Genomic DNA, 13,806 nt, shown 5'->3' on the forward strand with positions numbered 1-13,806 from the left:
GGTATAATTTTTTAGCGGCGTTGGTAAATAGAAAGATGAACTGAGTAATTTACTCATAGGATGGGTAGGGCAAAATGGAATATGTAGATAGTGCTGGAGCTAAAGTTAGCCTATGCAATGTCCAGAGTGTGCTAGTAAACATATCCGCAAAAATTGTCATCGAGGAGAGAAGCAAAATTATCTATTGTTTAAATGTGGTCGCCAGTTTATAGAACCCATTTGATGGTGTTGCACAATATAGAATGATATTCTAGAATTTTATTGAGAGATGGATTGTCCTTATTGTCAAAGCCATAAAGTAGTGAAAAATGGTCATCGTCAGGGAAAACAGAGTTATCTTTGCCGTGACTGTGGCCGTCAATTTCGAGATAGCCCCTGTCCTGCGGGTTATAGTTCTGATGTTAAAGAGCTTTGTGTAAAAATGTCCCTTAATGGCATGGGATTCCGAGCCATTGAGAGAGTGAGTGGTATTTCCCATAATACGGTCCTTAATTGGGTACGACTTGCACAAGCACAGATTTGTGATGATAACTATGAAATTCCTGAGACTGCTCAAATTGATGAACTGCAAACTTTAGAAAGCTCAAAAAAAACAAAATTTGGGTCTGGACAGTTGTAAATAGCCAAATGCCAGGAATTTTAAAGTTTGTGATAGGCGATCGCTGCGCCGCTACCTTTACAGTATTATGGCAGATGATTCACGGTTGGGCTTGTTTTCTCTATATTACAGATGGTTACAAGGTGTATCCTTGCTTAATTGATGATTGCGTTCGCGTTAGCGGTGCGGAGCACTATCACCTAGTAAGCAAAACAGCAATGACCAGAGTAGAAGGAGAAAACTGCCGTCTGAGACACTATCTAGCTAGGTTACATCGCAAAACCTTGTGCTACTCCAAGTCCATTGATATGTTGTACAGATCAATTCACTTGTTGATCTATTATTTGAAACATCAACAAATTCCTCAATTCTCCTAATCATTCGTCACTGTGCAACGCCCATTTGATAGCTATATAATTATGGTAGCCAAGTCTTTTCGCGCATCAATGAGTGAGGAAAAATCTGAAAAGGAGTGTTGAATTTTTTGTATTATTTCTCCCCACATCTTCCCTCTTCCCTCTTCCCTCTTCCCTCTTCCCTCTTCCCTCCTGTCTCCAGTATAGCTGTCTCCTAGCTAGAAAAATTTAATATTTATGAAGATACGCTTAGGGGTTCTATAGAAGTCTATAACAAACCTGGATATAGCCTGGATACCAAAGCTTTATGAAGAGAAATGTATGTCAATGGTATGGGGTTCCAGGGGATTAGCTGAGTTACTGGGGTTGCCCATAGCACAATTATTAATTGGGTCAGACAGGTAGGAAAACTTTTACCTGATACTTATGACTCAGAAGTAATCCCAGAAGTTGGAGAATTGGATGAGTTACAAACTTTTGTCTCAAAAAAAAATCAAGTTTGGATTTGGACAGTGATAGACCACTTTCGGCCAGGGATTGTCGGTTGGGTCATCGGAAACCGTAGTGCTGAAACTTTTTATTTGGCTCTGGCAAGCGATTGCTAACGCAAAACTCCGCTAACGCTTGTTAACAATGCTATTTCTGGGTCAGTGATGGGAATCCTGTTTATAAAGTCTTGATTCCTGAGCAAGACCAAATTATCAGTAAAACCTACATGAGAAGGGTGAAAGGAGAAAATACTCGTTTACGGCACTAACCCTGCTCGACTGCACCAGAAAACATTGTGCTACTCCTTGATCTGTAGAGATGCTGAAGCATTCCATAAGACTTTTAATTCATTATTTCAAGTTTGGAGATGTAACTGTTCGTGCCTGATTTGTCTTTGAATTTACCAACGCCTTTTTAGCGATCGCCACTCGATCAATTTTCCTACAAGATGATGATTACTCAATATTGGCTTGGCAATGATACAGGCCATTTTTTAGCCCAAGTCCTGTTATATCAAATCCGGTTGAATACTTATCATATATTTGGGGGTGGGGAGTAGGGGAGTAGGGGAGTTTCGACTTAGTTAACAATTTGCGCAATTTATCGACATAATACGCTAGTTCTCACAGGCAAGTAGTAACGAGGGTGACGCTTTGTATCTTCTGCACTAATCCCTGCTATTCGCATTTCTAGCAGTCTATCTATATAGACGTAGACCTTTCCAGAAATACCGCTCCCTACTAGGAACGGCGTAGTAAAGGTTTGAGAACTTTTTTAGTTATATTAATTGACAAAGACTTAAATGTAAGTATAGAGTATAGAGATGCGGTTGGCTTGACCGTTAATACCTGTGGATGAGTAACCGCCGACGGCCTTAGGGACGTTGCATGCAACGTCCGTACAGCAGGAAGTAAACATCAATTTGTCACGTTATGTGACGCTTTGTATCAGTTTTATGAAGCAGATTGAACTAATTATACAATTATAAACATATGGCGTTGCTGAATCAAGGGATGAATCCTTTTGGAACAGGTACATTTGATCTTTAATACTTCTAACTTCTTTTTTCTCCAAGACTACAATTCATCCCACAAATATGCAACGCCAACATATATTAGACTTGTCGCTTTATAAACTAAAAAATTGTAGAAACCCCCGCTATGTAAAGCTTGTAGTTATTTATCGATCAAAAGAATCGAAATAATTACCCTGTCTAGGTTTTGGAGATTTTTTCTATCTATTTAGCGACAACTCTATTAGAGTTGTTGGGAAATAAAAATTCAAAAGCCTCAAAAGCTTACTATATAAGATTTTCTGCATTGAAGGCTTAAAAAACACTATAAACTTTGACTAATAAGGGTTTTAGCCATTTTTTTTAGCTTAATTCCCAACAACTCTATTATATAACCGGATTCTATAATTACAGCGGTTTTCATATTGATAAACCACATCCTTACAATCAAAACCCTGTAGGGAAGTTCCAGAAGTCCTTACTGTGGTATACTTAAATGAAAAGCGCTGTAAACCCGCCACAGAAAAGATAAATATCAATGTATAGCAGTCGAAGGAAAGCTTAGGAAAGATCAAAAGCTTAAAACTCAGGCAACATAAGATTTTTCCTTCTTCCTTCTTCCTTGTGCTATATTATATCATGTCCGAAGGCAATCGTTTGTGTAAACCCAAGCATGAATATATGAGTAAATTTAAGTTTTTTCTTGCTCTTAACTTTAGCCTTCCTGCCTCTTCCCTCTTCCTTCTTCCCTCTTCCTTCTTCCTTACCTTAGCTATACAATACAATACCGATGCTACCGGACATGATATTAGTCATAGCAATATAGTCAAAAGTTACTCTTCGTCCCTTTAACAGATGTTCAAAACGGTGATTTAAATTCTCCGTAAATTTAACAATTATATTAGGAGGCAGTGCCTATTGTGATGAGCAACTTTTGACTGAATTTTTGACGCAGGCTAACTGCCTGCGCTATGTTACGCGACTGATACTCGGATTAAACTCATCCTAACTAGCAGCAGCGTCAGCTTCTCGGAGAGCTTTGAGAATTTCAGGACGTTTCATACGCGCATAGCCACGAAGTTTCCGCTCTTGGGCAATTTTCTTCAGTTGTCTGAGTGATTTGGTATCATAATCATCAATGGGAACTTCTGGCTCTACAGGAGCTGCTTGGACTTTAGTCTTTCTAGTAGTAGTTTTTGTTGTACTCGCCTTAGACCTTGATGATGCTGTAGAACTTGGTTTACTCTTGGTTGTTGTCTTACGTGGTGTCTCAGTTTTAGCTGCAACTTCTTCGGTAGAATCCACTTCTGGTATTGTCTGTAATTGACGCCGAACAGCTGATACTTGAGTTTTTAAGTCATCTTCAATATCTTGAACTGATTGGGAGAACTGATTAATTGTTTTGACAATTCCTTCCAGTTTTTTCTCTATTTGTTTATCGAGATCGTCAAGTTGTTTTGATAATAAGTCCACATTCACTCCTGATAAAGAATTAGAGGTTGTTTTTTTTGTTGTTGAACTTGTGATTTTTCTTGCCAATTTTTCTACCTTATCGTTAACTGAATTTTCTAGATTTGTAATCAAATTTTTGAGCTGTTCAATTTGAACAACATCCGTCCCTCGATCCTGCAAAGATTTTACTTGTTTTTTGAGTACCTCCTCATTTTTCTTGATAGATTGATCGATTTTTTTTGTGAGAGAATCTACTTTTTTATCGAATGATACCTCAAGTTGTTGCATTAGATGCTCAAAGTCTGGTGTTTCTATAACAGGTGGTTGAGTTAACTGCTCTATCTCTGCCACAGCTATCTTTGCTTGTTCATCTGTCATCTCATAAATCCAGGCCCATAGTTCCTTGATTTCAGCTTCTTTTGCAACTTGATACCAATCAGCACCACGAACGATTTCGTACTGCTGCTCGGAATCGTCATTATCTGTCAATCTGACAATTAATGGGATTAAGTTACTGCCTTGTTCAGAAAGACTCTTAACTAAAGCCTCATGTCTTTCAGCAGGAATATCTCTCATCTGAGAGTCTGGTACAGTAATTTTGGATATGGGAGTCAATTCCAAACTTACTGGTTGTACTGGTAAATCTTCTTGTCGATTTTTTCGCTTCGTTGATGAAACCATTTGCTTTCAAATTTCCTTGGTTCCTAAAATCAAATAAAGGTTTTGGGCTAATATTGCCTAGATAGAATTCTCCCGGTGACATTTTCTTTGTGACCCCTCTTTATCACTTTTGAGAAATTCAAGCAAGATTTTCAGCTATTGGGAAAATCATAATTTCATCACAGTTTGATAAATATATAATTAGGTGTTAGGAGTCCGCAAACTGCTTAGTGCTGCCAAACAGGATTTATGATTATTGCATAATCTGGGAAATTATAATTAATTTTCAGGCTAGAAATTCATACAGCTATAAGTAAGTACGATATCCTTTAACTTGTTGGTTTTTACTTTGCCTTAGTATATTTTTTTATTACCCAGATTTTACTTTCACAAAATCACTTTAGCATACTTTCATTTACTATGGAAGACAATTAATTACGATCTTAGTAGCAATTGATTTTTTGCTATGAACTCAGCGAACACTTGCTTCCTTTTGTTGTAGTTATTACTTTAATACTACAATTTAACTAGGTGTTACCCAGTTAGGACTGTAGGAATGGCGCTCTGCTTCAATTGCTCTGAACTGAATTAACTGATGGCAGTATATTTTTTGGCCATGTCAGGGAGCGATCGCGTGAATCTATTCAAGTGTCTGAAGTTATTTTTTAACTTTTTTGCGCAAAATAGTCAAGGGGCACCTATCTGATTCATAATAATATTAATGGGCTGATTTTTGCAAGTGAGGAAAAGACGATCGCATGGATGTTAAAGATTTAAAATTTCTGTTAAAATTACTGAGCTATCAAAATTATCAAGTATCTTTTAAGAAAATCAACCTAGAGTCTGAAATGAAGGTCTCTGAGAAAAATAAAATTTGCTTCAGACTTGGTGATCGAGGGTTGGTAAAATTTACAAGAGAAGTTACAAAAATTAATATAGAACCTCAAGGAAAATCACTGTTAAATAATAAAAAAGCTGTTAATTCACTCACCACCGAAGAATTGAAAGTGCTCAAAGCTACTGCTAAAGGTACTATTTCTCCAGCGGAGACTGGTCTTGATACTAGCTATAGGAATGCTGTTATCACAGACTTACTAGAACAAGGTTTGATTAAAGTTATCGATCAAAAAATCAAAGATGTCTGGTTAACAGAAAAAGGAAAGCAATTTTTGTGCCAAGAATATTCTTCTCGCAGTACTGCAAAAGAGATATCCTTAAAAATGTTAAGCGACTATCTTGATTTAATGCGTACTAACTGTTCGCTTTACTTCCCTAAACAAGAAAAACAGCAGTTTTCCAAGATGCCTGATCAACCCACTGACTCTGAGATTTTAGCTGTGATTCGAGATTTAGACCAAAATATAGGCACAAATAACTATCTACCCATTTTTCATCTGCGACACAAATTACAACCTCTTTTATCTAGAGAAGAACTAGACCTAGCACTTTACCGTCTAGAAAAAAGTGACCAGATAGAATTAAGTTCCTTACAAGAAGTCAGCTCCTACACTCCAGAACAATTTGAAGCAGGTATACCTCAAGATATTGGTGGCAGTTTATTTTTTATCATTCCCTACTAAATTTTCCGGCGTTGGTGATTTGAGGTATAATGTCCTGTGTCCCCTCCGGGGGAGCTACGAATTGCGGATAAGAGCGCGAACAAAAAACCTTCTCCTTCTACTACTCTTTCTTCTTCTTTCTTCCCTCCTGAGTCACACTCCTGGCTACCCTCCTGGGAGGGGTTAGGGGCTTACAAGGGTAAGTTTTTAAGATTTGACACACCAGACGCGGTGACACGGGGACAGGGAGATTAGATAATTGAGTAATTAATTCAATCTACTCGTTCTATTCATTAAAGAAAACCCCCGCGTCCATCTATCTGCGCCTCTTCCTCTCTCCGCGTCTGGTGTGTCTCCCCCAGACCGCGTCCTCTCCACTCAAATTGGAAAAAACTTATCCTTGTAAGGGGGTTAGGGGTGGGTTGACTCCTAAATAGGGCTTGCTGATTAAATCTAAAAGCATTGACATATAAAGACAAGTGCCTTTTTGGGGTAGAATTGCAGTGCGCCTGTTTTAGTCTAAAACGCTCAAAAAGGAGCGTATTTTAGGCGCATAGTTGGGCAGAACAATCTTGGGACAAATATACCCGACTACCTCCTCGCTCCCGATCCATTTCTCCTGTCTTCCCCTCCTGGGAGGGGGAGGGGCGAGGGGTGGGTTGTCTCCTGTCTACTTTCTCCTACCTCTACTAAAAGACTAGTGAAGCGCAAACCCTAAATAATAGAGTTGTTGGGAATTAAGCTAAAAAAATGGCTAAAACCCTTATTAGTCAACGTTTATAGTGTTTTTAACCCTCCAATCCTGAAAATCTTATATAGTAAGCTTTTGAGGCTTTTGAATTTTTATTTCCTAGCAACTCTAATTAAGATTAATATCATACACGCGCTTCAGCAACACCAATTTTCCTATATCTGCTATCGTAATTCTCTAACCATACCAAAAAATATTACCGAAAAATTGTGGGTATGCGCCTCCCCTTTTAAGGGGATAATAAGCGGTCGTTTGCGGAGCAGTCCGTTAGGATGGGATGGCGAGGTCTCCTCGCCATATCCAATCGACTCCTGTGAAGAAAAATTTTCATGAATTTGTCAATCCTCTCCTTGAAAAGAAGAGGTAATTATTCATTATTCATTATTAATTGTTGAACAGTTTATACTATGGCATCTATAGATCGGATTATTCAAAGAGAAGTTAATCCTTTTGACCCAGTCAGTCTTTATACTATTAATTTTTGGCAGGAACAACAAAATCCTACCCTAAATGTTGATTCTATCCATCAAAATATTATCTCTGATATAGAAACAGTGCTAGAGCAGGTTGCCCAGGAACATCGTCCCCGAACATTGATACTGACTGGTGACTCTGGTTCTGGTAAAAGTTATCTTTTAGGGAGAATCAAAAAATTATTCAACACAAAAGCCTTTTTTGTTTATATCGATCCCTGGCCTGATAGTGATTACATTTGGCGTCATATTTTGCGTCAAACAGTAGATTCTCTGATGAAAACTCCGGAGGGTAAAACAGATTCTCAGTTGTTACTATGGTTAAAAGGTCTATTGGCTCTCCAAAATAGTAGTTTACTGAAAAAAATTATTGGTGAAAGAAGAGTATTTATTAGAAATCTCAAAGGTATTTATTCTTCTGGAATTTATAATCCTAATGATTTTTTCAGCGCTCTTTATCATCTGTTAAATCCAAATTATATATCGATTGTCTGTGAGTGGTTACGGGGAGATGATTTGGACGAAGATGATTTAAAATATTTAGGGATTAAAGGTAGTATAGACTCTGAAGATTCTGCTCAGAAAATTATGACTAATTTGGGTATTATTTCTGCTGCATCTCAACCTATTGTTTTATGTTTTGATAATCTTGATAATATTCCTCGATTATTAAATGGTTCTTTGGATTTACAAGCTTTATTTAATGTTAATTCTAGTATTAATACTCATTATCCACAAAATTTTCTGATAATTATTAGTATTATTACGAGTACCTGGAAACAAAATTCTGAATTGATTCAACCTGCAGATAAAGCTAGAGTAAATGCTGGATATTTTCATTTAAAGCCGATTACTTTAGCACAAGGAGAATGTTTATTAGCAGCTCGTTTGAGTGGTTTACATTCTCTGGCTAACCCCCAGCCTCAATCACCTATATTTCCTTTGTCAACAGAAATATTAGCAGAAAAGTTTCCTAGGGGTAAAACTCTACCTCGCAATATCTTAGAATTGGGGCGTAAGGAATATGATCGATATAAAAATAAATTATTAGATGAGCCAGAAAATTCTCAAAAGTTAACACCAGAAACACAGTTAGCAACTTTGAAGTTGATTTGGCAAGATAAATATAGAAAGACTCAGAAAAAGATTAATAAAATTACCGCTCTCGCAGCACCAGAATTGATTAGAATGCTACAAGAAGTATTAAATGCGGTAAAATGTCAGGAGGTAACAACTAAATTATTAAGTGGGAAATATGCTAGTCATTCTTTGAGTTATAAACAACAAAATAATGAGGAAATAATTGGTGTAATTTGGACAGAAGACCCAAATATGAATAGTTTTTATAATACAATGAGTGCTTGCCAGAAAGTGGTGGATAAAAAGTTATGTCAAAGTTTATATTTAGTGAGAGTTGCTGAGGTGGGAAATGCCAAAAATATGAGCAATAAAATATATAGAAAAATTTTTAAAGGTAGATTGAAAAATCGTCATATTCAGCCAAATCTGGAATCTGTATATTTTTTGGCTACATACCATAGTTTGGTGAATGCTGCTCTCGCTAATGAATTAACGATTGAAGGTAAGATTATTAGTCTCAAAGAGTTAGAAGAAATAATTTGTGAATCACAAATTTTAAACGACTGTAGCTTATTACAAGATTTATCTGTAGTCGATTCAGCAGATAGTCAAGAACAACAAAGTGATTTAGATTTGAATGAGGTGAAGGATTTTGTGGTAAATTTAATTGAAACACAATGTTTTATGGAGCGCCAAAACATAATTGAGGATATACTAGATAAATTTGTCAATATAGAGCAGTCAAAAATTGATTCAATTATTGAAGAGCTTGAAGGAGAACAGAAAATAAAAAATATTACTCCTAAATCAAAATTAGACCGACAATTAGTTTGTTTTATTCCTAGTTACTAAGTCACTAATGAACATAGAATTAAAGTTAGGAATTATAAATAAAAATCAATATTTAGTAGATAAAATTGATAATATTTTGAAAAATTTTAGACACTGTTTGTAAAATTAAGTATTAAGGGATTATGGAAGGAGTCTAGGGATGCAAATAAGCATGACAAAATAGTGTATAGGTATTCAGACTTTATCAGTTATTCTGAAAAATTAGAAAGTATAATTGTGTCTTTAGACCTTTCCCCTATTGCCTATTGCCTATTTCCTCATACATTCAATCTTTTAGTAGACATCTCCAGAAAATAAACTTGTCCTTTATTTGCTATAAACTAGAGTGTAATAACTCAAAAAATCATTTTCCGTATTTTTTTCCTAAAAATATTTTCCCTGTTCCCTGTTTCCTACTTGTACAAAAAGTCTATATCTTTTTAGGAGATGTCTAGTGATATTAACTGCTGAAAAACCTGGAAAATCAGGATAGTTTGTCAATGCCAATAATTAATAAACCTCAACTACAGTCTCCCGCATTTAGTGTTACCAATGTTAAAGTTGCTTTTGAGTGCCCACGTTTATTTTATCTGAAACAACGTTTTGGGGGCGAGCATCTGTTTTTCTCAACAGATTATATCCAGGAAATTGATAGTGCTTTTCTTGACTTAGCTAATCAGTTGATGAATATGATTAGGCAGGAATCTAAGATTCAAGCTTTGTTTGAGGGGCAGTTTGAGGAGTTGATGGTAGAGGCGATCGCTCATCAAATACAACAATTATTTTATGAGTTGATTTTCTTTCCTTATTTAGACACAATAATTACAAAAGATTCTAGTCTAGCAGCAGGATTATATCAAATTTGGCAGCTATTAACTAAACTAATTTTAAATATATCTAAAATCATTGTTAAAAATCGGCGTTACTGTCATGAAAGTGTTGTAGTTCGTCGCACGTTAATGACTAGGGAAATACTACTAGATTATACTTTTAAAATAGCAGATGGTAAAACTCAAAAGTTAACGGGAAAAGTTAATAATTTAATTTTTGATTTTGAATCTCGTCGTTTATGTGTGCTTAATTATCAGACTTATGAAACTGTGGAAGTATCGTCTCAGTTAATGGCGGTTGCTTTGTATAGTTTTCTACTGAAGCAAAAGAAAAAGGTGCCTGTTGATGGGGTTGTTTATTGGGTTTTACCTGAGTTGGGAGAGTATTATTATTCGTGGGAAAAGTTAGAGAATGTGGTAGAGAGTTTAGTTCCTGCGAAGTTACAGGAGATGCGGGAGTGGTTAAGGTGGGAGGAGTTTCAACCTGACCCACCTCCACGGACGGAGAAAGAGTATTTATGTGATATTTGTCCTCAGAGGGAAAAGTGTCAGAATTTTTTTGATGGGGGTGAGTAGGGGTCGAAGTCAGAAGTTTGAAGAGGGTAGGAGACAGGAGACAGGAGACAGGAGACAGGAGAAATAGGAATGAGCGAGGAGTTAGGAGCTAAGTTTTGTCCCAAGACTGTTCTGTCCAACTATGCGCCTAAAATACTAACTTTTTTGAGTGTTTTAGACTGAAACAGGCGCACTGCAATTCGACCCTAAAAAGGCTAAAACCAATATCAGTTAATGCTTTGATATTTAATCAGCAACTCCTAATTAGCGATCAAAAAATTTCTTCTTCTCTTCCTTCTTTCTTCCTCCTGACTCCTGACTCCTGACTCCTGACTCCTCCGTCGTTTATTTATAACTATTCAACCGGACATGATATAACGAAGTTTTAGCGAAGCTTACCGGTTAGGATAAACTCAACTTACAGTTAGGATAGATCAACATATAATCTTGGTAGAAGTTGGGTCAAGGTAAGGTTAGCGTAGCTTATCCGTAGGATAAACCTAAAACCTACAGATATTTGGTATTTTTGAGGGGTGGGGATGCGATCGCTACTTTCTATTCTGGTATATATGCTATTTTTCTGAGTTTTTCGTAGGTTGTTTTCCCGAAACCAATTCCCTTTTTAGTTTGTTGTTTAAGATTTTCCCAAGTTAAGTTTTCTCCAGACTGTTTCCAGCGTTTAATTGCTTCCCATGTGGCATTTATCATTGTAGTTGTACCTTTAACTATTTCAAAAGCTTGCTGAATATCTTCTTTTGTTTCTACTGTTAATAAATTGACTTTTTGTAGTTGATTAGATTCATTTTTTATAGCTTCAAGTTGTCTATTTAGAGCTATTTGAGTTTTTGTCAATAAAGATAAAGCTTCTTGCTTGGAAATATTGCTGATTTTTTGACGTATAATTTCTAATTGGTTGTTCAGAATTTCCTCAATTTCTGCGCTATTTGTTTTGGGAACTAATTGGTTTATTTGACTTTCGATATTATCCAGTTTTTCCTCTACTTTATTATTTCCTAGAGGCTGAGAATAAGTAGGAGATGCTATAGTTTTTTGACTTAATTTTGTGATTATTGGTTGCAATTTTTTGTCTAGTAACTTATCTAACTCACTTAAATTTATTGTACCTTATTGTATAACTGTAGATTCTTCAGATACAGGATAAATACTACTTTTTTTCCTGAGAATTTCCACCTGTTCTTCTAACGCTTCTGCCTTATCACCTTCAATGATAAATGCTCCTATTCTTTCACCATCGCGAGGATTTATTTCCTTTGCTCTAACTGCTGCATAATACTCAAAATGTCCATCAACTACTTCGTAAGATTCCCAACCAATAGTACGCAAAACTAGAGGTTTAATTATGCCTTCAGCTTTTAAAATTAATTGAGCAGCTTGTTCTAAATCTGACTCTAAAAATTCGGAACGAGGCACATTGGAAGTAATTTCTTTGACAAGTACAAATTCTGGAGATAATAACATTATTTTAGTCCTATTTTGTTTAATACTTCGTTTGCGAGTGACTCAAATTCTTGGCAAGAAGAAGAATCTGGTGCATAGTCAAATATAGAACTAGGTTCAGGTATGAGCAAGTCTCCAACTTGGCGAGTTTTATCAATACATCTAGCAAGTTCTTCTCTTTGAAATATAACTGTTTCCATGACACTAAGTTCGTAACGCTCTGAAACTGCTTGAATTTGTTTTGGTAATGTATATTTTACAAATCTATTATTAGGATTAATTTTACAAGGTAAGACACCTAATATTTCTATGTCTGGTTTATTCATCATTTGCCTAAAACTATTAATTTCTTCATGAAGATAATTTTTAACATTTGATAAACCTTGATTTGCAAATGGTTTTAAGTCTGAAGGAATAATCAAATAGTTAGCACTAACTAGAGGAATAAATGCATATAAATTGAAAGATGGTGGTGTGTCAAGAAGAACAACATCATATTTTCCTTCTACTGGTTTCAGTTTTTTTATTAGTGAAGTTAAACTACTTCTGAGATTATTAAATTCAGTTTCTGCTCGCATCAAACTTATGTGAGAAGGAATTACATGAACTTCAGGCTCATTAAATCTAGAAACTCTAGCTACTTCTGGAATATTAGAAGATTCATCATATCTCAAAACATGATAAATATTTGAATCTTTTATATCATCAAATTGTTCATCATTAAATTTAATTAGACTTGTAGCAAATGTTGTATTTGCCTGACTATCTAAATCAATAACAAGAACTCGATAACCTTTTTTACTAAAAGCAGCAGCTAGATTAACTACTGTTGTTGTTTTCCCTACACCGCCTTTGTTGTGATAAACAGCAATTACTTTCATGGGATTTCTCCTACTTTGATTAATTTGATTTGAATCTGTTTCAGGGTTAGCTAAAATTCTCTGATTTTCTGGCATATTGCTAACAATTTTATCTATCTCAGATTGAGTAGCGATCGCCTGATTTTTATTTTCTTCTTTTCCAGGTTTTCCTGTTTCATCAGTTAATTTAACAGTATTTTCATTAACCTGTTCGTTAGTAATTTCTGTTGTCTGATAATTCAGATTTTTCCCTAAATAATCTCGACCTATTAATGCTTTAATTTCTTCTATTTTTTCATCAATTTCAATTCCCCAGCAACTAAAAACTAACTCAATATCATTTCCTAGTCTTTGATAAATTCTAATTTCTTTAGCATTAGTTAACAACCCATATTTGACATTTATACTTGTTAAATAACGCCTCAGTTTTCGTTGATGGCGGTCTAAATTTTCTCTCGGATGTTTTGCCTCCATAACTAAACTCAATGGAGAATCTCCATCTAAACGAAAAGGTAACTTCTGGGCAGCAAATGATAAAAAGTCTAAACGGATACTACCCAACGTTACTTCTTGATGCCAATGTTCGATACCGTATCCTAATTTTGGCAGTAGATAACTAACAATTAGTTTACTTTCTACTTCGCTTTCATTGCGACATAAGTCTGGATTAAAACTCAAGGTGATTATTCCTTAATTTTGAATTTTTTCCTTGATTAATTTATCCGATCCTATCCAACGGATTAATTGATGTCAATCTTGAGAATTTTATTCAGCTTTATTACTTTTTTTTCAGTATTGTTACAGTTTTATATCAATTTATAAAAGTGGTATTATCAATTAAT

At 35.5% G+C, this 13,806-nt stretch carries 7 protein-coding genes and 2 pseudogenes; 5 read left to right on the forward strand and 4 right to left on the reverse strand.

The features are described from left to right. Nucleotides 1–268: 268 nt before the first annotated feature. Nucleotides 269–975: pseudogene (locus F6K23_RS23110) on the forward strand (IS1 family transposase). 248 nt (nt 976–1,223) lie between these two features. Continuing rightward, nucleotides 1,224–1,830, forward strand: a pseudogene (locus tag F6K23_RS23115) (IS1 family transposase); the annotation flags it as partial. A gap of 1,630 nt (nt 1,831–3,460) precedes the next feature. On the opposite strand, the gene F6K23_RS23120 reads toward F6K23_RS23115, so the two are convergent. Next, entirely contained in the window at nt 3,461–4,588 is a 1,128-nt protein-coding gene (locus tag F6K23_RS23120) for a ParB N-terminal domain-containing protein (RefSeq protein WP_293160165.1), read from the reverse strand. A 737-nt stretch (nt 4,589–5,325) separates the two neighbouring features. Between F6K23_RS23120 and F6K23_RS23125 the strand changes: the two genes are divergently transcribed. The 3 genes from F6K23_RS23125 to F6K23_RS23135 all read left to right on the forward strand — a co-directional run bounded on the left by F6K23_RS23125 (nt 5,326) and on the right by F6K23_RS23135 (nt 10,667). Continuing rightward, nucleotides 5,326–6,147, forward strand: coding sequence for a hypothetical protein (locus tag F6K23_RS23125; protein ID WP_293160167.1), 822 nt, complete (start codon nt 5,326–5,328; stop codon nt 6,145–6,147). A 1,137-nt stretch (nt 6,148–7,284) separates the two neighbouring features. Beyond that, nucleotides 7,285–9,282 carry an ATP-binding protein gene (locus tag F6K23_RS23130; RefSeq protein ID WP_293160169.1) on the forward strand — a complete coding sequence of 666 codons (1,998 nt, stop codon included), beginning with the start codon at nt 7,285–7,287 and terminating at the stop codon, nt 9,280–9,282. Nucleotides 9,283–9,761: 479 nt separating this feature from the next. Further along, nucleotides 9,762–10,667, forward strand: a complete 906-nt coding sequence (locus F6K23_RS23135; protein WP_293160171.1) for a PD-(D/E)XK nuclease family protein — start codon at nt 9,762–9,764, stop codon at nt 10,665–10,667. Between the two features lie 534 nt (nt 10,668–11,201). On the opposite strand, the gene F6K23_RS23140 is transcribed toward F6K23_RS23135, so the two are convergent. The 3 genes from F6K23_RS23140 to F6K23_RS23150 are packed head-to-tail and all read right to left on the reverse strand — an operon-like array spanning nt 11,202 to nt 13,642. Then, nucleotides 11,202–11,726 carry a hypothetical protein gene (locus F6K23_RS23140; protein ID WP_293160173.1) on the reverse strand — a complete coding sequence of 175 codons (525 nt, stop codon included), beginning with the start codon at nt 11,724–11,726 and terminating at the stop codon, nt 11,202–11,204. 45 nt (nt 11,727–11,771) lie between these two features. Continuing rightward, nucleotides 11,772–12,125, reverse strand: a complete 354-nt coding sequence (locus F6K23_RS23145; RefSeq protein WP_293160175.1) for a hypothetical protein — start codon at nt 12,123–12,125, stop codon at nt 11,772–11,774. Next, nucleotides 12,125–13,642: an AAA family ATPase gene (locus F6K23_RS23150; protein ID WP_293160177.1), complete on the reverse strand. Its 1,518-nt coding sequence runs from the start codon at nt 13,640–13,642 to the stop codon at nt 12,125–12,127. The genes F6K23_RS23145 and F6K23_RS23150 overlap by 1 nt, the downstream gene beginning before the upstream one ends. Between the last annotated feature and the right edge of the window lie 164 nt (nt 13,643–13,806).

Origin of the sequence: Okeania sp. SIO2C9, assembly GCF_010672455.1 — a bacterium.
Lineage (GTDB): Bacteria > Cyanobacteriota > Cyanobacteriia > Cyanobacteriales > Microcoleaceae > Okeania.